Here is a 21,944-nt window from a genome sequence, read left to right as displayed (position 1 = left end):
AAGCGTCGGGTGCCCGGACGCACACCGTCCGCAGTCGACTTGCGGCCGGTGGGCACACTGGACCCGACACCGACCGACAGGAGCGCTGCCCCGTGACCGACGGCCCGTTGATCGTCCAATCGGACAAGACCCTGCTGCTGGAGGTCGAGCACCCGCTGTCGGACGACGCGCGCACCGCCATCGCGCCGTTCGCCGAGCTCGAACGCGCCCCCGAGCACGTGCACACCTACCGCATCACCCCGCTGGCGCTGTGGAACGCGCGCGCGGCGGGGCACGACGCCGAGCAGGTGGTCGACGCGCTGGTCCGCTTCTCCCGCTACCCGGTGCCGCAGCCGCTGCTGGTCGACGTGGTGGACACCATGGGCCGGTTCGGACGGTTGCAGCTGACCAACCACCCCGCGCACGGCCTGGTGCTGAACTCGCTGGACCGCGCGGTGCTGGAGGAGGTGCTGCGGCACAAGAAGGTCAAGCCGATGCTCGGCGCGCGGGTCGACGACGACACGGTGGTCGTGCACCCCAGCGAGCGCGGCCGGCTCAAGCAGCTGCTGCTCAAGATCGGCTGGCCGGCGGAGGACCTGGCCGGGTACGTCGACGGCGAGGCGCACCCGATCGACCTGGTCGAGGACGGCTGGGAGCTGCGCGACTACCAGCGGCGGGCGGCGCAGGCGTTCCGGGCGGGCGGCTCGGGCGTGGTCGTGCTGCCGTGCGGCGCGGGCAAGACGCTGGTCGGCGCGGCGGCGATGGCCGAGGCGGGCGCGACGACGCTGATCCTGGTGACGAACACCGTGGCCGGTCGGCAGTGGAAGCGGGAGCTCGTCGCGCGGACCACGCTGACCGAGGACGAGATCGGCGAGTACTCCGGCGAGCGCAAGGAGATCCGGCCGGTCACCATCGCGACCTACCAGGTGATCACGCGCAAGTCCAAGGGCGAGTACAAGCACCTGGAGCTGTTCGACTCGCGCGACTGGGGCCTGATCGTCTACGACGAGGTGCACCTGCTGCCGGCGCCGGTGTTCCGGATGACGGCCGACCTGCAGTCGCGGCGGCGGCTCGGTCTCACCGCGACGCTGGTGCGCGAGGACGGCCAGGAGGGCGACGTGTTCTCCCTGATCGGGCCGAAGCGGTACGACGTGCCGTGGCGCGACATCGAGGCGCAGGGCTGGATCGCGCCCGCCGAGTGCACCGAGGTGCGGGTGACGCTGACCGACCACGAGCGGCTGGAGTACGCGACGGCCGAGCCGGAGGAGCGGTACAGGCTGTGCTCCACGGCCCGGACGAAGCTGCCGGTGGTGCGGGCCGTCCTGGACCGGCACCCGGGCGAGCCGGCGCTGGTCATCGGGGCGTACCTGGACCAGTTGGAGGCGCTGGGCGAGGCGCTGGACGCGCCGGTGATCCAGGGCTCGACGAAGAACAAGGAGCGCGAGGCGCTGTTCGACCGGTTCCGCAGCGGCGAGCTGCGGACGCTGGTGGTGTCGAAGGTGGCGAACTTCTCCATCGACCTGCCCGAGGCGTCGGTGGCCGTGCAGGTGTCGGGCACGTTCGGGTCGCGGCAGGAGGAGGCGCAGCGGCTCGGCCGGTTGTTGCGGCCCAAGGGCGACGGGCGGCAGGCGCACTTCTACTCGGTCGTGTCGCGGGACACTTTGGACACCGACTACGCGGCGCACCGGCAGCGGTTCCTGGCGGAGCAGGGGTACGCCTACCGGATCGTGGACGCCGACGACCTGCTCGGCCCGAAGCTGCCCGAGGTCGGCTGACCCGGCGCACCGCGCCCGGCCCGCTCTAAGCTCGGGCGCGTGCTGGTCTACTCGATCCCGATGCGCAACCGGTTCCGCGGCATCACGGTGCGCGAGGGCGTGCTGCTGGAAGGGCCCGCGGGGTGGGGTGAGTTCTGCGCGTTCCTCGACTACTCCGACGAGGAGTGCGTGCCCTGGCTGGCGTGCGCGCTGGAGGCCGCCGAACAGGGCTGGCCCGCGCCGGTCCGCTCGCGGATCCCGGTCAACTGCACGGTTCCGGTCGTCTCCCCGGAACGCGCGCACGACATCGTCGCCCGCTCCGGCTGCGCCACCGCCAAGGTGAAGGTGGCCGACCCCGGCACACCGCCGGCGGACGACCTGGCGCGGGTCGAGGCGGTGCGTGACGCGTTGGGCCCGTCCGGTGCGATCCGGGTCGACGCGAACATGGCGTGGGACGTCGACACGGCCGTCACGGCGATCCGCGAGCTGGACCGCGCGGCGGGCGGCCTGGAGTACGTCGAGCAGCCGTGCCCGTCGATCGAGGAGCTCGCGGCCGTGCGGCGGCGGGTCGACGTGCGGATCGCGGCGGACGAGTCGATCCGGCGCGCCGAGGACCCGTTGAAGGTGGCGGTGGCGGGTGCGGCGGACGTGGCCGTGATCAAGGTCGCACCCCTGGGCGGCGTGCGGCGGGCGTTGGCCGTGGCCGAGGCGTGCGGCCTGCCGTGCGTGGTGTCGTCGGCGGTGGAGACCTCCGTCGGCATGGCGGCGGGCCTGGCCCTGGCCGCCGCCCTGCCGGAGCTGGACTTCGCGTGCGGCCTGGGCACCCTGCCCCTGCTGGCCGGCGACGTGACCACCGACTCCCTGGTCCCGGTGGACGGCCACCTGCCCGTCCCGACCCGGGCCCCGGAACCGGACCGCTTCACCGACCACCCCGCCTCCCCCACCACCACCGCCCACTGGACCGCACGGCTGGACCGGGTCAGGGCGGCGGGACGAGGGCGGGGTCTGGGAAGGCCGTGAGGCGGGCGATGCCGGTCCTGGTGGCGGTCAGGACGGCCATGCCCCACGGTCCGCCGCGGTGGTGGGTGCAGGTGGCCGGGTGGTTGTTGGCGGTGGTCGGGTGGTTGTTGGCGGTGGTCGGGTCCATCGGCCGCCCGTTGAGCCGGTCCACCGTCCACCGCTCGTACATCGCCCGCACCGCCGCCGACCGCTCGCTCGCCGTGGTCGTGCCTCCCCGATCGTGGTGTCGGAGGTGCGGACCGGCGGACGCGCTGGGAGGAATCGGTCCTGAGCGTCGAACTCAGGGGTCCCGGGTGTTCGACACGCGGGGCCCGGAGGTTCGACACACCAGTGACCAGGCGGCTTCGTAGGCGCGTCGCACGAACGACGCGCCCACCGTCGGGCCGGCGTTGGCCAGGGCGACGAAAACGGTCGAGGTGGTGGGGCTGAAGGCGGCGAACGCCGTGCAACCCCGGGTTCCTCCGGAGTGGAACAGCAGTTCACGGCCCTGCCGGCGGCGCAGGTTCCACACCAGGCACACCTCGTGGTCACCGGCCGACGCCCGCGGCCGCGATGCCTCCGCGGCGGCCCGGCCCAGCGGCCCGGTGACCGGGACCAGGTGGGCGGTCAGGTAGCGCAGCAGGTCCAGCGCCGACGAGCGCAACGCCCCGGCGGCGGGCATGCCGGGTATCTCCCACGGTGGTCGGGGACGTCCGCGCAGGTGACCGGTGACCTGGGGGGATGTGGAGCAGTCGGTGTCGTCCAAGCCCAGCGGGCGCAGCACCCGTTCGGCCAGCAGTTCGGGGTAGGGCCGGCCCGCCGCACCGGCCAACGCCTCGCCCAGCAGCGCCACGCCGAAGTTCGAGTACCGGTACCGGCCGGGCGCTCGTGCCCGGGTGCGGCGCAGCGCGGCGGTGAAGTCGGCGGCGCCGAAGCCGCGGTAGGGGTTGGTGCGCCAGTGCGGCACGGCACGCGCCGGCAACCCCGGTGGCAGGCGCGGGAGGCCGGCGGTGTGGGTGGCCAGGCGCTCCAGGGTGACCTCGCGGCCCAGGTGCGGCACCGCGCCCACCGGCAGGTGACGCCGGACGGGGTCGGACAGGTCCACCTCGCCCCGGTCGGCCATCTCGGCGAGCAGCAGGCCGGTGAACGTCTTGGTCAGCGAACCCACCTCGAAGCGGGTGCGCCCGGTGACCGGGCGCGGATCGGCCCGGCCGGTCGTGCCGCCGACCAGGACCAGCTCGTCATCGCCCTGGCGGAACGCGACCGCGACGCCCGTGGCACCGGGCGCGGCGGCCGGCAGGTCCGCGACGAGGTCTCTCACCTGCCCCCGCCGAGCAGTCGGGACACGGTCAGCGTGCCGGCGATGGTGGCCACCACGGCGGTGTGCTGGTGGCCGAGGAAGCGTTGCCGCGGGTCGTCGTCGACGGGTTCGGCGTCCCGGGGCACGAACCCGTCGGCGTGCTGGGCGCGGGCGAACACCTCCCACGTCGTGCGGTCGCACCACGGCTCGGGCAGGCACGCGCCCACGACCAGCAGCTCGCCGAGCAGGTCCCACTGGCCGGCCTCGGCCCACACCTCGCACCACACCGGCAGCCAGTTGCCCAGGTACTCGACCACGTCGGGCGGCAGTCCACCCGGCAGCGCGCTCCAGTCGGTGATGTGGAAGACGGTGTGCGTCATGCAGTAGGCGGTGTACCAGTCGATCGCCCACGGTTGGGTCGTGCGGCCCAGCCACGTCTGCCGGAGCATGGCCGGGAAGTCGTCGTCGCGGCGGGTGCCCACGACGCGGTGGGCGTTGGCCACCGCCAACCGGCGGTTGGGCAACACCTCGATCAGGGCGTCCGCCGCCGAGGCCCGGTCGAGGAGCTGCTCCAGCGCCTCGTGGCGCAGGCCGCCGCGGGCGTGGGGGGCGTAGGTCTCCAACGGGTCGGTGAGCACGGCGTGCCGCAGTTGGCGCTCGTAGAGCAGGTCGCCTTCGCGCAGCTGCGCCCAGGCGTAGCCCATGAGCTCGCGCGCCGCCCGCAGCTCCGCCGTCCCGGCCACGCCCTCGCGCAGCACCAGCGACGCGGCCAGCGCCAACTCGGCCACCGGCTTGTAGACGCCGTCGGGGTCGTCCAGGTCGGCGGTGGCGTCGTCCTCGAACCCGCCCAGGCCGTGATTGGCGTGCAGCCAGCCCAGGGCACCCGCCGAGACGTCGTGCGCGAGGCGGACCACGGCGTTCACGCCGCCTCCACGAGGTGACGGGCGACGGCCAGGTCCAGCAGCCGTCGCGGTTCCGCGCCGACCCGCGGTTCGACGTGCTCGACCAGCAGCACCGGGTCGACCGGCAGCCGGGCACCGCCGGCGTGCGCCAGGGCGACCCAGCGGGCCATCCGGCTCGCGGTGGCGAAGTCCCGGCGCAGCACGGTCCGAACGGCGCCTCGGCACAGCGCCAACGGCTGCGCCACGACCGCGTCCACCACCGGGCCGGTCGCACCGGGCTGCGCCAACGCCGAGAGCTGCGCCACCGCCCCCGACCAGCGCACCCAGTCCCGCACCGGGCCGAGCACCGCGTCCGGGTCCGCCGGCGAGGTGACCGGCACGTCCCCGGTGAGCCGGGCCAGCACCGAGACCGTGGACCAGTCGTGCCAGGCCATCACCCGCTGCGCCGGCGCGACCGGCTCGGTGATCGGCGGGAAGACCTCGAACGACGCGGCGACCACCTCGGCGTCCCGGGGCGTCAACGGGTGGTTCAGCACCACGTGCGGCAGGAAGACGTCCGCGCCCACCAGCCGGACCGCGCCGAGCCCGGCGGTCGGGTCGGCGCACGAGTCGAGGAAGTCGGCCAGACCCGCTCCGCCGCTTCCCCGCAGTGCGCCGAGCACCCGACCGGCCAGGTCCGCGGCGTCGCTCGCGCAGGACGACGCGTCCACAGTCCCTCCTCGCCGATCCGCCGTGGATGTCCGCCGAACCGCGTGCCTACTTCCGGGGCTCCTTCGGCGTCCCGGTCGAGAGGAGCAGCAGCGCGAGGAGCACGCCTGCCGCGTTCGGCACGTGCAGCGGCGGGTCGGTCAGCGCGCACTCCGGCTCGGCCACCAGCGCGCCGAGCTGCTCGACGTCCGCCGGTGTGGCGACCGTGCGGGTGGTGGTGTGAACAGGCATTGGAGCCTCCCTCCACAGTGGGCGTCACGACGTTCGTCGCCGTGGCTGCCTGTGCGTGTCCGCCCCTCGAGTGCAGCACAGACGGGCGCTCCCATCCTCGTTCGGGGCCCGATCCCGGCCGGTAATACCCGTACGGGTGACAAGTGGTTTTCCGTGTCACCCCAACGGTTCCGGAGCGTCACCGCCCGCCGGGGGGACCACAACGCCTCCCCGAACCGGCCGCTCGGGGTCAGGGGTGGCCGATGGCCGCGCCGAGGCTGCGCACGACGCCGTCCGTGCGGGTGAGGGCTTCGGTGCGGCGGGGGTTGGCGGGCACGCGGGTCAGGTCGACCACGCGGATCGGCGGCCCGAACTCGACCAGGGTCGGGACGTAGGACGCCTGCGCCACCGCCCAGCCGGACGGTCCCTTCACGAACTTGAACCGGGTGACGATGCCCTCCTCGGTGATGCCGCGCGGCTCGGAGTGGCGGGCCACCTCGTTGCCCATGCCGTAGACGACCCACTTGCCGTTGAGCTGCTCGATCGGCTGCACGGCGTGCACGTGCGTGCCGATGATCAGGTCCACCGCCGGGTCGGCGAGCAGCGCCCGCGCCATCTCCTTCTGCTGCGGCGTCGCCTCGTGCCGGTACTCGTCGCCCCAGTGCAGGCTCGCCACCACGACCTCCGCGCCGGCCGCCTTGGCCGCGCGTGCCGCGGCCAGCACGCCCTCGGTGGACAGCTGGTTCGCCATCCACGGCTGCGGCAGCGGGATGCCGTTGAACCCGTAGGTGAAGGCGATGTGGCCGACCTTCACCCCGCCCACGTCCAGCAGCAACGGCGTCGCGGACTCCTCGGGCGAGCGGAACGAGCCGGTGTGCTTCAGCCCGGCGGCGTCCAGCACGTCCAACGTCGTCCTGATCGCGGGCGCGCCCCGGTCGAGGGTGTGGTTGGACGAGGTGGAGCAGCTGTCGTAGCCGATCTCCTTCAACGCCGACGCGACCTCGGGCGGCGCGCTGAACGCCGGGTAGCCGTAGGTCGGCGCGCCCGGCGCGGACAGCGGCGTCTCCAGGTGGCAGATCGACACGTCCGCCGCGATCGCCTCGCGCAGCCCCTCCAGCAGCGGCACGAAGTTGCGCGCGCCGTCGGCGTCGGCCTGCTCGGTCAGCGCCGGGTGGATCAGGATGTCGCCACCCGCGGCCAGCGTGAACGACGGCGACTCCGGCGCGGCCGACGACGTGGTTGTCGCGGGCGCGCGCGGCGAGGTGGTCACGACCGGCGACCCGGTGCACGCCACCAGCACGACGAGGCAGGCGACCAGCCCGAGGACCGGCCGCCCGCCGCGCGCGTTCAGCGGTGCCGCCCGCGGAACCCGCGCACCAGCAGCACCACCACCAGCAGCCCGGCCAGGACCGCCGACACGCGCTTGAGGACGGGCGCGCCCGCCGGGTCGACCAGGTCGAGCGGCTCGTCCGGCACGGCTCGCAGGTGCGGCCTGGCGGCGGTCTGGGGTGGCGTCACCTCCTCAGCTTCCGCCGGCGCGGGCCCGCTCGCCAGGCATTGCGCGAACTCGTCCACGATCCGAGCGGCCCGGCCGCCCGGTGTGGACGACCCCTCACCTGTGGATGGAGCCGTCCGTGCGGGTCAGGCGCTCACCTCCGCCGCCCCAGCGCAGCGCGATGATCTCCGCGGCGATCGACACCGCCGTCTCCTCCGGCGTGCGGGCGCCGAGGTCCAGGCCGATCGGGGACGCGAGCCCGGCCAGCTCGCCCTCGGTCACGCCCGCTTCGCGCAGCCTCCGCAGCCGGTCGTCGTGCGTGCGGCGGGATCCCATCGCGCCCACGTAGCCGAGCTTGAGGCGCAGCGCGACCTCCAGCAGCGGCACGTCGAACTTCGGGTCGTGGGTCAGCACGGCCACCACCGTGCGCTCGTCCACCAGGCCCGCCTCGGCCTGCGCGGCGAGGTAGCGGTGCGGCCAGTCGACCACCACCTCGTCGGCTTCGGGGAACCGGCCGGCCGTGGCGAACACCGGGCGCGCGTCGCACACCGTGACGCGGTAGCCGAGGAACGTGCCCAGCCTGGCCACGGCGGCGGCGAAGTCGATCGCGCCGAACACCAGCATCCGGGGCGGCGGCTCGAACGAGTTCACGAACACGGCCAGGCCCTCGCCGCGCCGCTGCCCGTCCGGCCCGTAGTGCAGGGTGCCGCTGCGCCCGGCGGCGAGCAGGCCGCGCGCGTCGTCGGTGATCGCGTCACGCGCCCTGGCGGACGGCACGTCGCCCGCGGCGCGGTCGGGCCAGACGACCACGCGCCGGCCGACCCACTCGGGGTGCTCCACCACCGTGGCCACCGCGACCGGCTCCCGCGCCCGGACGGTCTCGAGGACTTCGGGCAGTTCGGGGAACGAGCCCTTGTCCACCGGCTCCACGTAGACGTCGATGACCCCGCCGCACGTCAACCCGACCGCGAACGCGTCGTCGTCGCCGACGCCGTACCGCTGGAGCACGGGCCGCCCGTCCCGGACCACCTCCTGCGCCAGCTCGTACACCGCGCCTTCCACGCAGCCGCCGGAGACGCTGCCGACGACCGCCCCGTCCGCGCCGACCAGCATCGCCGCACCGGGCGGCCGCGGCGCGGAGCTGAACGTGGCCACCACCGTGCCGACGCCGACCGTCTCACCCCGGTCGACGCGGCGGGCCAGTTCGGCGAGGACATCACGCACGTCGGACCTCCTCCAGCGGGATGACCCGATTGTGCTCCCGGTCGTGCGGCCGGGCACACCACCCGGCGGTGGCGAGCCGGCGTCACGTGGTCGGATGTGCGCGCCGGTAGCGGCCCGGCGGGGTGCCGTGGGTGCGCTTGAACGCGGCCGCGGACGCGAACTCCGAGGTGCAGCCGACGCGGCCGGCGATGGCGGCCTGCGACGCGTCGGTGTCCCGCAGGAGGCGGGCGGCGGTGGTCATCCGCCACCACGTCAGGTAGGTCGGGGGCGGTTGGCCGACCAGGGCGGTGAAGCGCTTGGCGAACGGCGCGCGGGACAGGCCGGACGCGGCGGCCGGCCCCGCCACCGTCCACCGGTGGGCGGGGTCGCGGTGGAGGTGGAGGTGGTGCAGGGCGGTCGCGGTGACGGGGTCGCGCAGGGCGGCGGCCCAGCCGGTGGCGCGGTCGGACCCGGTGAACCAGGCGCGCAGCAGGTAGAGCAGCAGCGCGTCGAGCAGGGCGGGGACGAGGGCGTCGGAGCCGAGGCGCGGGCGGGCCGGCTCGTCGTCTCGGCGACCCGGGGCGACGCGCCCGACGCCCACTTCGTCACCCGCTTCGACCGCGACCGGCTCGCCGCGCTCGTCGCCCTGGTGGACCGGGGCGCGGTGGTGGTCGACGTGTCCGAGCGGCACGGCCTGGCCGAGGTCCACCGCCGCGCCGAGGCCGGCGACCTCAGGGGGAAAGTGCTGGTGGAACCCTGAGGACGCGGGTCCGGGGGAAGTCAGGGTGCGTCCCCGATGCCCCGAACGGCCCCCGCGGCGCACTCTTGAGCCATGACGAACGACGTGCTCACCGAAGCCACCGCCAAGGTCAAGAAGCTCCGCCGCAGCCGGACCGACAAGATGGTCGCGGGCGTGTGCGGCGGCGTCGCCGAGCTGCTCGGCGTGGACGCGGCGCTGATCCGCATCGTGCTGGTCGCGGCCACCCTCCTCGGGTTCGGGGCCGGCGCGGTCCTCTACCTCGCCGCCTGGCTCCTGGTGCCCGAGGAGGGCTGACCGCGCTACCGGGGGAAGCCGGGCACGCCCGGCAGCGCCTGCCACGGCCGGGGACCGCCCAGGGGCCGGTACTCGACGCCGAGCGCGTCCAGCCGCGGCAGGTGGTGCTCGACCAGCCGGGTCAGGAACTCCGCCTCGTCGCGCTCGGCGGGGCTCCACACGACCTCGGCGAACGCGCTCAGCCGGGGGAAGGCGGCGTAGTCGAGCCGCCGCGGCGAGTCGAGGTGCTCGGTCCACAGGTTCGCCTGCGCGCCGAGCACCCGGTCGGCCGCCGCGGGCTCGTACCGGTAGACGTCCTCCAGCGTGGTGACGGTGCCGACGGGGATCGGCTCGTCGGGGTGGTCGGACTGCCGGTAGTCCAGGTAGAGGTGCCGCTCGGGGCACATCACCACGTCGTGGCCGCGGTCCAGGGCGGTCAGGCCGGCCCGCTCGTCGCGCCACGCGGCGACGACCGTGCGGGTCGGCAGGGGGCCGACGCCCAGCACCTCGTCCCAGCCGAACGGCCGCCGCCCCCGCTGGTGCAGGTGTTGGGCGATGCGCCGGACGAACCGGCCGTCACCGCCCTCGGCCTCGTCGCCGCCCAGCCCGACCACCTCGGACGGGAAGACGTCGAGCAGCTCGTCGAACACCTCGCGGTAGAACGCGACCACCGACTCGTCGGCCTTGAGGACGTTGGGGTTGACGCCCCAGTCCGTCCACACGCCGCCGCCGGACACGCCCAGCTCCGGGTAGGCCGCGATCGCCGCCTGGCTGTGCCCCGGCACGTCGATCTCCGGCACCACGGTGATCTGCCGCTGCGCCGCGTACGCGACGACCTCCCGCAGGTCGTCCTGGGTGTAGTAGCCGCCGTGCGGCCGGCCGGCCGTGCCGCCGGAGCGCCGGTCGCCGAACCGCGAGTCGGGCCGCCACCCGCCGACCTCGTGCAGCCGGGGGAAGCGGCGCGACTCGAACCGCCAGCCCTGGTCGTCGGTCAGGTGCAGGTGCAGCACGTTCAGCTTGTGCACGGCCAGCAGGTCGACGTAGCGCAGCAGGTCGTGCTTGGGCAGGAAGTGCCGCGCCACGTCGAGCATCACGCCGCGCCACGCGAACCGCGGGTGGTCCTCGACCTCGCACACGGGCAGCGCCACCGCGCCCGGCGGCACGGCGCGGAACGCCGCCGGGCCGCTGAGCTGCCGCAGCGTCTGCCGGGCGTAGAACTCGCCCGCGTCGTCGGAGGCGCTCACCCGCACGCCGTCGGCCGACACCGACAGCCGGTAGCCCTCGGCGGGCCCGGCCACGCGCTCGACCTGGAACGTGCCGTCGAACGGCACCTCACCCGCGCCGCGGGTGAAGGACACGGGACGGGGCAGGATCACGACTTCACCGCCCCGGCGAGGCCCGCGACCAGCCGCCGCTGCACGAGGATGAAGAACACCAGCACCGGAATCGTCATCAACGTCGATCCTGCCATGATCGCTCCCCAGTCGTTCTGGTCGGGTTTGACGAACACCTGCAGCGCCAGCGGCAGCGTCTGGTTCTCCGCCGCCGAGATGATGAAGGTCTTGGCGAACAGGAAGTCGTTCCAGGCGTGGATGAACGACAGCACGCTCGTCGCCACCAGGCCGGGCGCGACCAGCGGGAACAGCACCTGCCACAGGAACCGGAACCGGGACGCGCCGTCCAGCGTCGCGGCCTCCTCCAGCTCCACCGGCACGGCGGCGACGAACCCGCGCAGCATCCAGATCGCGAACGGCAGGCTGAACGCCAGGTGCACCAGCACCAGCGAGCCGAGGTGGTTCAGGCCGAACACCGGGACCACGTCGCGCACCGACCGCATGAGGAAGAACAGCGGGATGGTCAGCGCCTCGACCGGCACCATCTGCACCACCAGCAGCATGACCAGCAGCGTGGTGCGGCTGCGGAACCGGAACCTGGTCAGCGCGGTGGCCGCCAGGAACGAGATCAGCAGGCTCAGCAGCACCACCGCGACCGCCACGACGACGCTGTTGAGCAGGTAGCGGCCGAAGTTCTGCACGGTCAGCGCGCGGGTGAAGCTGTCGAGCGTCGGCGCGAGCGTCCACGGCCGCGGGTCGGCCGAGAAGATCTCCGCCTCGGGCTTGAACGCCGTCAGCGCCATCCAGTACAGCGGGAACGCCACCACGGCCGCGACCGCGACGGTGACGCCCTCGGCGACGCCCCGCGACACCCGCCGGTTCACAGCGCCTCCCCGCTGCGGCGCAGCGCCCGCAGGTAGCCGAGGGTGATCAGCAGCAGCAACGCCGTCATCACCACGCCGATGCCCGCGCCGAGGCCGTACTCGGAGGCGGCGAACGCCTGCTGGTAGGCGTAGACGTTGAGCACGAGGTTGCGGCCGGCGATGCCGCCGCCGTTGGTCATGATGTAGATCTGGGTGAACACCTTGAAGTCCCAGATGATCGACTGGATGGTCACCACGATCAGCAGCGGTCGCAGCAGCGGCAGGATCACCGCGGTGGCGGTCCGCCGGGTGCTCGCGCCGTCGAGCGCGGCGGCTTCGAGCACCTCGCCGGGGATGGCCTTGATCCCCGCGTACAGGGTGACCATGACGAACGGGAACGAGCACCAGATCACCTGGGCGGCGACCAGCCCGAACGCCAGCCACTTGTCGTAGGTCCAGGAGAGCCCGGTGGTGCCGAGGACCTCGTTGACGAACCCGAAGTTGGCGTCGAACAGGAACAGCCAGATCGTCGACCCGGCCACGGTCGGCGTGGCCCACGCGCCCAGGGCGGCCAGGAACAGCGTGGTGCGCGCCCACGTGCGGACCCTGGTGGCCAGCACCGCGAGCGCGGCGCCGACCAGCAGGGTGCCGACCACGCAGACGGCGGCGAACCCGACCGTCTGCCCGAGCACGGACCAGAACTTCGGCTGCGACAGCAGGTGCGCGTAGTTGCCCAGGCCCAGGAAGGTCAGCGGCGCGCCGCCGCTGACCTGCTCCTGGCCGTAGTCGAACAGGGAGATCAGCACGAGCTGGTAGATCGGGTAGCCCATCAGCCCGACCAGGACCAGCAGCGCCGGGGCGAGGTAGGCGTACGCGATCCGCCCGTCGCCCTTGGCGGTCCGCATCACGAGGAGAAGGCGGCGTTCATCTGGGTGGCGGCCTGGGCGGCGGCCTGGTCCAGCCCTTCCCCGCCGGTCGCGACCTGCTGCAGCAGCGTCGGCAGCACGGCCTGGGCGTCGATCTTGGCCCAGTTCGGCGTGACCGGCACGAACCGCGTGCCCGCGTTCAACGTCCTGGTGAACGGCTCCAGCACGGGGTTGGCCTTGGCCACCTCGGCCTGCACGTCGCCGAACGTCGGCAGGTTGCCCATCGCGTCGAACATCTTGCGCTGGTACTCCTTGCCGCCCAGGAGCTGCAGGAACTGGTTGGCCAGGGTCTTGCGCTGACTGCCCTTCAGGACGCCGAGGAGGTTGCCGCCGGCGAACGCGGGCGCGATCTCGCCCGCCTTCTTGCCGGGCAGCGGCACGACGGCGTACTTGCCGGCCGCGGCGGAGGCGTCGACGGACTTGCGGTTGAAGTCGCCGCCGACGACCATCGCGGCCTTGCCGGCGCGGAACGCCTCGACGCTGGCGTCGCCGCCGTTGCCGGCGCACTGGGCGGGCGGGCAGATGTCCTCGGCGATCAGCTCGGTGTACTGGCGCAGGCCGGCCTTGGACTCGGGGCTGTCGATGGCGGCGACGTACTTGTCGCCGTCCCTGCGGGCGATGTCGCCGCCGTTGGCCCAGACGAACGGCATCGCGCCGTAGGTGTACTTGCCGCCCGCGGAGATGCCGAGCAGGTCGGGCTTGGCGGCGCGGATCCGGCGGGCCAGCGGCGCGATCTCGTCCAGCGTGGCCGGTGGTTGGAGGTTCAGCTCCTGGAAGACGTCGGTGCGGTAGTAGAGCGCGCGCACGCCGACGTACCAGGGCACGCCGTAGACCTTGCCGTCCACCTTGCCGGTGTCCAGGACGGCGGGCAGCAGGTCCTTCGAGTCCGCCCAGCCGCCGAGGTCGAGTTCGGCGAACCCGCCGCCCGCGACGTAGCCCGCCAGGTCGGTGTTGCCGAACTCGGCGACGTCGGGCGCGCTCTGCGGGTCGCTGAACGCGGCCTTGAACCGCTCCGCGCGGCTCTGCACCTGGATGTACTGGACGTCGACCGTGACGCCCTGGTGCGCCTGCTCGAACTCGGTGATCGCCTCCTTGACGACCGCCTCCTTCGGGGCGCGGTTGACCTCGTCGAACAGCCAGACCCGGAGCTGCCCCGACTGCTCGTCGCCGCCGGCGGGCGCCGGACCGGACTGCACCGGGGCGCACCCGGCCAGCACGACGGCGCCCACCACGGCTGCTGCTGCTGCGAACCGCATCTCGCCCGCCTTTCAGGTGTGTCGCACCCCGGCTACTTATTGCGTATTTCGCAACGGCCATTTCATGGGGAGCAACGGCGATGCTAATGTCCGCATCGGCAAGCGGTCTAGACCAGATTCGCCCAGGTGCGGACCGCGTCGGCGGACACCGGGGCGTCCCACCCGCCTGGGCGCACCGCGCCGCCGACGTGGAACCCCGTGACGCCGACGGCCTTCAGCGGCGCGACGTGCTCGGCCTTGAGCCCGCCGCCCACGAGCAGCCGCACGTCGCCCTGGCGCGCGGCGAGCCGTTCCAGCACGTCGAAGCCGTCGGCGACCCCGCGCGGGCTGCCGGCCGCGAGCACCGTGTCGCAGCCCAGCGCGCCGACGGCGGACCACGCCGCCTCCGGGTCCACCGAGTTGTCCAGCGCGCGGTGGAACGTCCACGCGCACCCGTCCAGCTCCGCCACCAGGGCCGAGCACGCCGCCTCGTCCACCCGCCCGTCGGCGTCGAGGAAGCCGAGCACGAACTCCGACGCGCCCGCCTCCCGCAGCGCCGCCGCGTCGCGCCGCAGCCCGTCGAGGTCGCCGGGCGCGAAGCCCCGCGCGTCGCGCAGCATGACCCGGACCGGCAGGTCGGTCGCGGAGAGCACGTCGCGGAGCACGGTGACCGGGGGCGTCAGCCCGTCCGCGGCCATGTCGACGGTGAGTTCCAGCCGGTCCGCGCCACCGGCCTGCGCGGCCTCGGCGTCGGTGGCGTCCAGTGCGATGACCTCAAGCATGGTCTGGACCATAGCCGTCGGACCGGCGCGGACGCGGTCGGTGAACTGTTAAGGCGGGCCGATGTATCTCGCGTAGAACTACCCACTCCTTACCTAGTGACCGGTCCGCGACCGCGAACCAGGAGAGCGAATGAGCGCCAACCCGCCCGGCGTCGACGAGGTGGGCCCGGCGCGGCGGTGCGCGGACGGGCGGCAAGCCGCTGGGGGGAGGAGGGGTGGCGGTCGGTCGGCTTCGAGGGGTGCCGATCGGACGCCACCGGCGATGGGGGGAGGGCGGTCCGCGGTGCGAGGGGGGCACCGCGGACCGCCGCCGCGCCGGCCCTGGGGAACGTGTGTGACGATCAGCTTCGGCTGGGGGACGCCGAGAAGGAGGTGACGACGTGGGAGAACTGCGCACGGCCGGTGAGCGCCCACCGTGGGAGGGTCTCGACGGGACCGACCGGCACGCGGCTTGCGTCGTCGCCGCGCGGGACGGGGACCGCCGGGCGTTGGACGCGCTGGTCGCGGACCTGACGCCGCTGGTGTGGCACGTCGCCCGCGGGCACGGGCTGGACCGCAGCACCGCGGAGGACGTGGTGCAGACGGTGTGGCTCGCGCTGCTGCGCCACCTCGACCGGCTGGTCGAACCGCGCGCGCTGGCCGGCTGGCTGGTCGTCGCGACCCGCCGCGAGGCACAACGGACCTGGACGCCCGCTCGCCGCGAAGCGGCGCTGAGCGACGAGCTGGCGGATCAACTGGAGAGCGAGTACGGCCTGCCCGAGGACGCCGCCCTGGTCGACGACCGGGACCACCGGCTGTGGCGGGCGTTCGGCCGTTTGTCGCAGAAGTGCCAGGAGCTTCTGCGGCTCACCGTGCTGGCCGGCCGGGCGGAGTACCGCGCGGTCGCCGAGGCACTGTCCATGCCGCGCGGCAGCATCGGCCCCACCCGGGGTCGCTGCCTGACCGCGTTGCGCACACATCTCGACGCGGAAGGAGGATCGCGGTGAACGACATCGACCCGCGCGATGACCGCAGAGGCCAAGAGGACACCGCTGTCCTCACTGAACTGAACCGCCTGGTGTACGAGTTGGACCCGCCCCCGGCGGGGCTGGTCGAACGCATCCAGTTCGCGGTGGCACTGGAGAACCTGGACGTCGAGGTGGCCCGCTGGGAACGCGCGGGCTCGTTCGCGGGCGTGCGAGGGGGCAACCCCGGCACCATCACGTTCACCGTGGACAACCTGACGCTGATGGTGAACTTCACCTCGATCGGCGCGCGGCACCGCATCGACGGCTGGCTCGTGCCCGCGGGCGAGCACACCGTCGAGGTACGGGTCGCCGAGCACGAGTCGAGCACCACCAAGGCCGACGACGGCGGCCGCTTCGTGCTGTCCGACGTGCCCGCCGGCACCACCCAGATCGTGGTGCACCTGGTGAACTCGCGCGGTGAGCCGGGGCGGACCGTGGTGACGCCGACCATCATGTTGTGACGGGTGCGCCACCCCGTGGCGCATTCACGGAGAGTGATCCGTTCCGCCCACGGAGGGGCGATGGCGCCGGGCAACCTCGGTGACATCGCGCACCTGACGGGCGACGTGCCGCGGGCGCCGGCGTTCCGCGTGCCGGCCTTAAGCTCCGCGTGCCGGCCTCGGACTCCGCGTGCCGGCCTCGGCCCTGGTGGCGCGCGAACCGGGTCGACCGGACCCGGGTGGTGCCGGCCCTGTGCCACCGGCGTGCGGGTCAGGAGCCGACGGAAGCGGCAACGGGCCCGGACCGCCACAGCAGCACGTCCTGGGCCGAACCCGGCCCTCCTGACGCGTCCTGAGGGCTGAACCTCACCACCGCTACTTCACTACCGCTGTCTTCCGGTGCGGACACCGCGCCCACTTCGCCATCCGCGACGCCTTCGGGCGACCCTCCACCCGAGGGAATGCCCATCCCTCGTCCTGGTGATCCACTCGGTTCCCGCCGTCCACCGCGGGGTGCCCGACGAGGCGGCCACAGCGGAGGCCCCTCACCGTTCTTACCGCGATCCGTCGGGGTGACCCGACCACGGTTCGCGCGGTACTCGACAGATCCCGGCGCCGGGTCCGATCACACCGGTGGACCACCGGATGCTGCCGCGACTGTGCCGGGCGGAACTGGCCATGGCGGTCGGCGGGCAAAGCCAGTGAGGGCGCCAAACTCCCGCAGCGATCGCACGAACAACAACGCCTGCGGCCCTGTGCAATTGTTCTCCGCGCACAGCACGAAGGTGATTCTTCCCGGCCCTGGCCTCCGAGCCCGACCCAATCGACCGCGGGGGTACCCACGAGGATTGCCGCTGGTCATCGCGGCAGCCGCTCGGGAGAACGCCAGGAACGAACGCGGTAAACCACCGAGCATTTCTCCCACGACTTCGGTGGCGGATGCGTTCGACAGCCCAGTCCTCACTTCGGGTTGGGGCCCGCGAAGGGTGAGCGGTCATCCGCCTTGGGGATTTCGAGGTAATCCGACCTCGCCCTGTGTTCAGGTGAGGCTGGACGTCGGGCTGCTCTTATCGCCCAGGCACGCCGGCGTGCCTGCGTCACGGGCCCTATGACGGATACGCCTGGGACCGCGAGCACCGGGGGCGCGACCAAGAGAGGCGCGGCACGGGTCCGGAAGTGGCCGGCGGGAGTGCCGGCGGTGACTGGCGGCGTGGCGGTGGTCGACAGCGGTGGCGGGTGGCGGCGGCGGGCAGCGGCGGTGGCAGCGGCGGACAGAGGCGGCGGCGGATAGAGGCGGCGGCGGCGGACAGAGGCGGCGGCGGACAGAGGCGGCGAGCGGTGGTGGCGGGCAGAGGTGGCGGGCGGTGGTGGCGGGTGGCGGTGGCGGGTGGCGGGAGCGGCATTGGTGGGTGAGGGGGTGGTCGGGGTTCCGTCTCGTTTTAACCGAGGTGCGGTAACGGTGTTTCCGTACACTTCCGACCCGATCTCACCCGATCGTGTTCCACGCCTGCCTCCCGCCGCGGGTCGCGGACGACGGAGGGCCCGGTCCGCGCTGAGCGCGGACCGGGCCCTCCGGGAACTTCAGGTCGATCGAACCCCGGTCAGGTGACCTGGTCGATCAGAAGTCCATGCCGCCGGCGTCCGGGACGGCCGGGGCGTTGTTGGCCTTCTCCGGCTTGTCCGCGACCACGGCCTCCGTGGTCAGGAACAGCGCGGCGATCGACGCGGCGTTCTGCAGCGCCGAGCGGGTCACCTTGGTCGGGTCCGGCACGCCGGCCGCCAGCAGGTCCTCGTACGCGCCGGTCGCGGCGTTGAGGCCGTGGCCGACGGGCAGGCCCTTGACCTTCTCCACCACGACGCCGCCCTCGAGGCCGGCGTTCACGGCGATCTGCTTCAACGGGGCCTCGACGGCGACCTTGACGATGTTGGCGCCGGTCGCCTCGTCACCCTCGAGGTTCAGGCCCGCGAACGCGATCTCGGCGGCCTGGAGCAGCGCGACGCCACCACCGGCGACGATGCCCTCCTCGACGGCGGCCTTCGCGTTGCGCACCGCGTCCTCGATGCGGTGCTTGCGCTCCTTCAGCTCCACCTCGGTGGCGGCGCCGGCCTTGATCACCGCGACACCGCCGGCGAGCTTCGCCAGGCGCTCCTGCAGCTTCTCGCGGTCGTAGTCGGAGTCCGACTTCTCGATCTCGGCGCGGATCTGGTTGACGCGGCCCTGGATCTGCTCCGGGTCACCGGCGCCCTCGACGACCGTGGTCTCGTCCTTGGTGACGACGACCTTGCGGGCCTTGCCCAGCAGCGACAGGTCGGCGTTCTCCAGCTTGAGGCCGACGTCCTCGGTGATGACCTGGCCACCGGTGAGGATGGCGATGTCCTGCAGGATCGCCTTGCGGCGGTCGCCGAAGCCCGGGGCCTTGACGGCGACGGACTTGAACGTGCCGCGGATCTTGTTGACGACCAGGGTGGCCAGGGCCTCGCCCTCGACGTCCTCGGAGATGATCAGCAGCGGCTTGCCGCCCTGCATGACCTTCTCCAGCAGCGGCAGCAGGTCCTTGACCGACGAGATCTTCGAGCCGTAGAGCAGGATGTACGGGTCCTCGAGGACCGCTTCCTGGCGCTCGGCGTCGGTCACGAAGTAACCGGAGATGTAGCCCTTGTCGAAGCGCATGCCCTCGGTGAGCTCCAGCTCGAGCCCGAGCGCGTTGCTCTCCTCGACGGTGATGACGCCTTCCTTGCCGACCTTGTCCATGGCCTCGGCGATGAGCTCGCCGATGGTCGAGTCGCCCGCGGAGATGGACGCCGTGGCGGCGATCTGCTCCTTGGTCTCGACCTCCTTGGCGGTCTTGAGGAGCTGCTCGGTCACGGCCTCGACGGCCTTCTCGATGCCCCGCTTGAGGCCGAGCGGGTTGGCGCCCGCGGCCACGTTGCGCAGGCCCTCGCGGACCAGGGCCTGGGCGAGCACGGTGGCGGTCGTGGTGCCGTCACCCGCGACGTCGTCGGTCTTCTTCGCCACTTCCTTGACGAGCTCGGCCCCGATCTTCTCCCACGGGTCCTCGAGCTCGATCTCCTTGGCGATGGAGACGCCGTCGTTGGTGATGGTCGGCGCGCCCCACTTCTTCTCGAGCACGACGTTGCGGCCCTTCGGGCCGAGCGTCACCTTGACGGCGTCGGCGAGAATGTTCATGCCACGCTCGAGACCGCGGCGGGCATCCTCGTCGAACGCGATCATCTTGGCCATTGCGGTGTGTTCCTCCGCCTGATTACGAATGGGGCCACTGCGGGCGCGCGCCCACAGCGGAACACGGTGCTTCGGCCAGGCTCGGTGCCCGCGACGGACGACCTGCCCCCGGAGGGGGACGGGCCTCACCGTCCCAGCCTGCGTGTTGGCACTCAGGTGTTCCGAGTGCCAACACCGTGTTTAGCACTCGACGGGGGAGAGTGCAAGAAGAGCAGGTCAGCGGGAGGTGCGCACGGGGACGTCGGTGGGCAGCGTTTTGCCGCTGGTCGTGCCCCCGACCTCGATGGATCGGGTGGTGGTGCCGCTGCTCCCCTGTCGCGGAGGTTCATCCTTCGGCGTGAGGATCACCACGAGGATGACGACGAGCACGATGGCGACCGCGCCGGCGACGACGGGCGCGAACCACGCCGGCCGGGACTTGCCGGTGTTGGTGAACGCGCTGGCGCCGACCTGGGCGGGCGGGCGCAGCCGCACGGGGTCCTGGAGGAACCCGGGCTGCTGCTGGTAGGGCGGCCGGTACTGGCCCTGCTGCGCGGGCACGCCGCCGGTCTGCGGGCCCATCGGCACGGGGCCCGAGGCGGGCCCGGCGTCGCGGCGGGGCGGGGCGCCCTGGGCCGCGCCGGACAGCGCGGCGCGGGCGGCGGCGATCAGCTCGACGCACGAGCCGTACCGCTGGGAGGGGTCCTTGGCGGTGCCCTTGCGGAGCACGTCGTCGATGGCGGGCGGCAGCGACACCAGCGCGGTCAGCGACGGGATCTCGGAGCCGAGGTGCCCCTGGATGACGTCCTGCACGCCGCCCTGGAACGGGGGCCGGCCGGACAGGCAGGCGAACACCATGCACGCGAGCGCGTACTGGTCGGTGCGGCCGTCGAGGGGTTCGCCGCGCAGGTGCTCGGGGGCGGCGTAGGTGGGCGAGCCGAGGAAGTCGCCGGTGCGGGTGCGGTGGCCGGTGGCGCCGCGCCGGGTGAGGCCGAAGTCGGCGAGGTAGACGTGCTCGTTCGCGGCTTCCTTGGTGGTGACCAGCACGTTGGCCGGCTTCACGTCGAGGTGGACCAGGCCCTTGCCGTGCAGCATGTCGAGCGCTTCGGCGACCTGGCCGAGCAGCGCCAGGGTGCGCTGGGGCGAGAGGGGGCCGTCCTTGATGTGGCTGGCGAGGTCTTGGCCGTCGACCAGGCGCATGGCGATGTAGAGCAGCCCGTCGACCTCGTCGAAGTCGTACAGCGGCACGATGTTGGCGTGGTCGATCGCCGAGGTGTTGCGGGCCTCGTCGACGAACCGCTCGCGGAACTCGGCGTCCGCGGTGAGGTGCTCGCCGATGACCTTCAGGGCGACCTTGCGACCGAGCCTGACGTCCGTGGCCTTGTAGGTCACGCTCATGCCACCGCGGCCGAGCACCCCGTCGATCCGGTAGTGCCCCAGCCGTCGCCCGCTCAGGTCCTCCGACACGCGACGGAGCCTAACGTCCGCGCGCGGCGAGTTGCGCGGGGTTCCGGCGAACGGACCAGGCGCGGCGGCCGGAAGGCGGCCCGACCCGCCGCGCGGCGGGTCGGGCGGAGGTCACGATGCCTTCCGCACGTCCGATGCCTGGCTGCGGCCGTCGCGCCCCGCCTGGATCTCGAACTCCACGCGGTCGCCCTCGGCCAGCGTCCGGAAGCCTTCCATCTGGATCGCCGAGTAGTGCACGAACACATCGGGCCCGCCGTCGGCGGCGATGAATCCGTAGCCCTTCTCCGAGTTGAACCACTTGACCGTGCCGACAGCCAAGACGTCCTCCTTCGAGAAATACCTTGAGCAAACCGCCACGCTAGAGGCACGAGGGGGTTCGCCGATACCTCCTTATGGAGTCATGAGCGGACGCTGAATCCGTTGTCGCGCAACCAAGTGACGAGTCCGCGCGGGCTGCGGGTCCGGGTGAGCACGAGGCCCGGTCCGGCGAAGTCCAGGACGAGCCCTTCGCCATTCCGCACGGATTGGGGCGCGCCGGGGGAAACGGCGCGCAGGCGGGACTGGACGGTGTCGGCGAACGCGACGACGTGGCTGCCGGCGACGGTGACCAGCTCACCGGCTTCGAGGGTGACCACGTCGAGGGTGCCGTAGCAGCTCAGCACGACGGGACCGGTGCCGTAGGCGTAGGCGAGGAAGCCGTGGTCGCCGCCGTGCAGGACGCGCACGGGCGGTGCGGCGGGGTCGAGGCGGGCGGTGGCGGCGCAGGCGAGCCAGCTGTCGCGGGCGACGCACCAGCCGGTGGTGGCGTCGAGTTCGAGGACGTGCAGGTCGCCGGGCAGGGGTGGGGCGACGTCGACCCAGCCTCCTTCGGGGCCCGCGGTGCACAGGGCGGCGTTGACGCCGGGCGACTTGGCGCGGCCGTCGACGGCGATGCCGTAGCTGGTGGCGAGCACGGAGTTGCGCTCGACGACGACGGGCTCACCGGGCGCGAGGACGAGTCTGGCCACCCCGAACGTAGGGGTGTGGCGGGTCCTGACCTGCAACGTTCCCCCTGTCGTGATCAGCCGGTTGGAGCAGTCTGCCACGG

Annotated in this window: 24 protein-coding genes; 6 read left to right on the top strand and 18 right to left on the bottom strand. The window is 73.0% G+C overall.

Annotated features, from left to right (window positions below; all coding sequences use genetic code 11):
* Positions 1 to 92: 92 nt before the first annotated feature.
* The gene (locus tag ACIGNX_RS24405; protein WP_396543003.1) at positions 93 to 1,754 is read left to right on the top strand and encodes a DNA repair helicase XPB; all 1,662 of its coding nucleotides are present in this window, start codon (positions 93 to 95) and stop codon (positions 1,752 to 1,754) included.
* Between the two features lie 39 nt (positions 1,755 to 1,793).
* Complete coding sequence (locus tag ACIGNX_RS24400; RefSeq protein WP_396543002.1) at positions 1,794 to 2,753, top strand: o-succinylbenzoate synthase; 960 nt, start codon at positions 1,794 to 1,796, stop codon at positions 2,751 to 2,753.
* On the opposite strand, the gene ACIGNX_RS24395 is transcribed toward ACIGNX_RS24400, so the two are convergent.
* The 9 genes from ACIGNX_RS24395 to ACIGNX_RS24355 form a co-directional block, all read right to left on the bottom strand.
* Positions 2,713 to 2,922: a hypothetical protein gene (locus ACIGNX_RS24395; protein ID WP_396543001.1), complete on the bottom strand. Its 210-nt coding sequence runs from the start codon at positions 2,920 to 2,922 to the stop codon at positions 2,713 to 2,715. The genes ACIGNX_RS24400 and ACIGNX_RS24395 overlap by 41 nt on opposite strands.
* A 111-nt stretch (positions 2,923 to 3,033) precedes the next feature.
* The gene (locus ACIGNX_RS24390) at positions 3,034 to 4,053 is read right to left on the bottom strand and encodes a serine hydrolase domain-containing protein (protein WP_396543000.1); all 1,020 of its coding nucleotides are present in this window, start codon (positions 4,051 to 4,053) and stop codon (positions 3,034 to 3,036) included.
* Complete coding sequence (locus ACIGNX_RS24385) at positions 4,050 to 4,955, bottom strand: DUF6895 family protein (protein ID WP_396542999.1); 906 nt, start codon at positions 4,953 to 4,955, stop codon at positions 4,050 to 4,052. The genes ACIGNX_RS24390 and ACIGNX_RS24385 overlap by 4 nt, the downstream gene beginning before the upstream one ends.
* A complete protein-coding gene (locus ACIGNX_RS24380; protein ID WP_396542998.1) occupies positions 4,952 to 5,644 on the bottom strand; it encodes a hypothetical protein in 693 nt (230 codons plus the stop codon). Before ACIGNX_RS24380 ends, ACIGNX_RS24385 begins: the two co-directional genes overlap by 4 nt.
* Positions 5,645 to 5,690: 46 nt before the next feature.
* Entirely contained in the window at positions 5,691 to 5,873 is a 183-nt protein-coding gene (locus tag ACIGNX_RS24375) for a hypothetical protein (RefSeq protein ID WP_396542997.1), read from the bottom strand.
* 229 nt (positions 5,874 to 6,102) lie between these two features.
* On the bottom strand, positions 6,103 to 7,203 hold the full coding sequence (locus ACIGNX_RS24370) for a CapA family protein (protein WP_396543189.1): 1,101 nt from the start codon (positions 7,201 to 7,203) through the stop codon (positions 6,103 to 6,105).
* Positions 7,200 to 7,370: a hypothetical protein gene (locus ACIGNX_RS24365; RefSeq protein ID WP_396542996.1), complete on the bottom strand. Its 171-nt coding sequence runs from the start codon at positions 7,368 to 7,370 to the stop codon at positions 7,200 to 7,202. The genes ACIGNX_RS24370 and ACIGNX_RS24365 overlap by 4 nt, the downstream gene beginning before the upstream one ends.
* 94 nt (positions 7,371 to 7,464) lie before the next feature.
* Positions 7,465 to 8,571: an XdhC family protein gene (locus ACIGNX_RS24360; protein WP_396542995.1), complete on the bottom strand. Its 1,107-nt coding sequence runs from the start codon at positions 8,569 to 8,571 to the stop codon at positions 7,465 to 7,467.
* A gap of 82 nt (positions 8,572 to 8,653) precedes the next feature.
* Positions 8,654 to 8,917 carry a helix-turn-helix transcriptional regulator gene (locus ACIGNX_RS24355; protein ID WP_396542994.1) on the bottom strand — a complete coding sequence of 88 codons (264 nt, stop codon included), beginning with the start codon at positions 8,915 to 8,917 and terminating at the stop codon, positions 8,654 to 8,656.
* A gap of 9 nt (positions 8,918 to 8,926) precedes the next feature.
* Here ACIGNX_RS24355 and ACIGNX_RS24350 point away from each other — a divergent pair, with 9 nt between their 5' ends.
* Both ACIGNX_RS24350 and ACIGNX_RS24345 read left to right on the top strand, forming a co-directional pair.
* Positions 8,927 to 9,310, top strand: coding sequence for a hypothetical protein (locus ACIGNX_RS24350; RefSeq protein WP_396542993.1), 384 nt, complete (start codon positions 8,927 to 8,929; stop codon positions 9,308 to 9,310).
* A 72-nt stretch (positions 9,311 to 9,382) separates the two neighbouring features.
* Positions 9,383 to 9,604, top strand: coding sequence for a PspC domain-containing protein (locus tag ACIGNX_RS24345; protein WP_396542992.1), 222 nt, complete (start codon positions 9,383 to 9,385; stop codon positions 9,602 to 9,604).
* Positions 9,605 to 9,609: 5 nt separating this feature from the next.
* On the opposite strand, the gene ACIGNX_RS24340 is transcribed toward ACIGNX_RS24345, so the two are convergent.
* The 5 genes from ACIGNX_RS24340 to ACIGNX_RS24320 all read right to left on the bottom strand — a co-directional run bounded on the left by ACIGNX_RS24340 (position 9,610) and on the right by ACIGNX_RS24320 (position 14,723).
* The gene (locus ACIGNX_RS24340) at positions 9,610 to 10,959 is read right to left on the bottom strand and encodes a beta-N-acetylhexosaminidase (protein WP_396542991.1); all 1,350 of its coding nucleotides are present in this window, start codon (positions 10,957 to 10,959) and stop codon (positions 9,610 to 9,612) included.
* The gene (locus ACIGNX_RS24335) at positions 10,956 to 11,801 is read right to left on the bottom strand and encodes a carbohydrate ABC transporter permease (protein WP_396542990.1); all 846 of its coding nucleotides are present in this window, start codon (positions 11,799 to 11,801) and stop codon (positions 10,956 to 10,958) included. Before ACIGNX_RS24335 ends, ACIGNX_RS24340 begins: the two co-directional genes overlap by 4 nt.
* A complete protein-coding gene (locus ACIGNX_RS24330) occupies positions 11,798 to 12,685 on the bottom strand; it encodes a carbohydrate ABC transporter permease (protein WP_396542989.1) in 888 nt (295 codons plus the stop codon). The genes ACIGNX_RS24335 and ACIGNX_RS24330 overlap by 4 nt, the downstream gene beginning before the upstream one ends.
* Complete coding sequence (locus tag ACIGNX_RS24325) at positions 12,685 to 13,962, bottom strand: extracellular solute-binding protein (protein WP_396542988.1); 1,278 nt, start codon at positions 13,960 to 13,962, stop codon at positions 12,685 to 12,687. The genes ACIGNX_RS24330 and ACIGNX_RS24325 overlap by 1 nt, the downstream gene beginning before the upstream one ends.
* A 107-nt stretch (positions 13,963 to 14,069) precedes the next feature.
* Positions 14,070 to 14,723, bottom strand: a complete 654-nt coding sequence (locus ACIGNX_RS24320; protein WP_396542987.1) for a copper homeostasis protein CutC — start codon at positions 14,721 to 14,723, stop codon at positions 14,070 to 14,072.
* A 380-nt stretch (positions 14,724 to 15,103) separates the two neighbouring features.
* Between ACIGNX_RS24320 and ACIGNX_RS24315 the strand changes: the two genes are divergently transcribed.
* Positions 15,104 to 15,709, top strand: coding sequence for an RNA polymerase sigma factor (locus tag ACIGNX_RS24315; RefSeq protein ID WP_396542986.1), 606 nt, complete (start codon positions 15,104 to 15,106; stop codon positions 15,707 to 15,709).
* Positions 15,710 to 15,780: 71 nt separating this feature from the next.
* Entirely contained in the window at positions 15,781 to 16,191 is a 411-nt protein-coding gene (locus tag ACIGNX_RS24310) for a carboxypeptidase regulatory-like domain-containing protein (protein WP_396542985.1), read from the top strand.
* A 1,597-nt stretch (positions 16,192 to 17,788) separates the two neighbouring features.
* Here ACIGNX_RS24310 and groL read toward each other — a convergent pair.
* The 4 genes from groL to ACIGNX_RS24290 all read right to left on the bottom strand — a co-directional run bounded on the left by groL (position 17,789) and on the right by ACIGNX_RS24290 (position 21,900).
* A complete protein-coding gene (gene groL, locus ACIGNX_RS24305) occupies positions 17,789 to 19,411 on the bottom strand; it encodes a chaperonin GroEL (RefSeq protein WP_396542984.1) in 1,623 nt (540 codons plus the stop codon).
* A gap of 216 nt (positions 19,412 to 19,627) precedes the next feature.
* The gene (locus tag ACIGNX_RS24300; protein ID WP_396542983.1) at positions 19,628 to 20,857 is read right to left on the bottom strand and encodes a serine/threonine-protein kinase; all 1,230 of its coding nucleotides are present in this window, start codon (positions 20,855 to 20,857) and stop codon (positions 19,628 to 19,630) included.
* Positions 20,858 to 20,968: 111 nt separating this feature from the next.
* Positions 20,969 to 21,175: a cold-shock protein gene (locus ACIGNX_RS24295; protein ID WP_033432301.1), complete on the bottom strand. Its 207-nt coding sequence runs from the start codon at positions 21,173 to 21,175 to the stop codon at positions 20,969 to 20,971.
* Between the two features lie 80 nt (positions 21,176 to 21,255).
* Positions 21,256 to 21,900 carry an AIM24 family protein gene (locus tag ACIGNX_RS24290; protein WP_396543188.1) on the bottom strand — a complete coding sequence of 215 codons (645 nt, stop codon included), beginning with the start codon at positions 21,898 to 21,900 and terminating at the stop codon, positions 21,256 to 21,258.
* Between the last annotated feature and the right edge of the window lie 44 nt (positions 21,901 to 21,944).

The organism is Actinosynnema sp. NPDC053489 (assembly GCF_044544865.1).
Classification (GTDB): Bacteria; Actinomycetota; Actinomycetes; order Mycobacteriales; family Pseudonocardiaceae; genus Actinosynnema.
The sequence above is the reverse complement of the archived record's forward strand: the minus strand, read 5'-3'. Positions and strand labels throughout refer to the sequence as shown.

What these genes read in the sequence shown, in the direction of transcription:
- ACIGNX_RS24395 (WP_396543001.1), bottom strand. Translation starts at nt 2,922, where the DNA reads ATGTACGAGCGGTGGACGGTGGACCGGCTCAACGGGCGGCCGATGGAC.
- ACIGNX_RS24375 (WP_396542997.1), bottom strand. Translation starts at nt 5,873, where the DNA reads ATGCCTGTTCACACCACCACCCGCACGGTCGCCACACCGGCGGACGTC.
- ACIGNX_RS24345 (WP_396542992.1), top strand. Translation starts at nt 9,383, where the DNA reads ATGACGAACGACGTGCTCACCGAAGCCACCGCCAAGGTCAAGAAGCTC.
- ACIGNX_RS24330 (WP_396542989.1), bottom strand. Translation starts at nt 12,685, where the DNA reads ATGCGGACCGCCAAGGGCGACGGGCGGATCGCGTACGCCTACCTCGCC.
- ACIGNX_RS24325 (WP_396542988.1), bottom strand. Translation starts at nt 13,962, where the DNA reads ATGCGGTTCGCAGCAGCAGCAGCCGTGGTGGGCGCCGTCGTGCTGGCC.
- ACIGNX_RS24320 (WP_396542987.1), bottom strand. Translation starts at nt 14,723, where the DNA reads ATGCTTGAGGTCATCGCACTGGACGCCACCGACGCCGAGGCCGCGCAG.
- groL (WP_396542984.1), bottom strand. Translation starts at nt 19,411, where the DNA reads ATGGCCAAGATGATCGCGTTCGACGAGGATGCCCGCCGCGGTCTCGAG.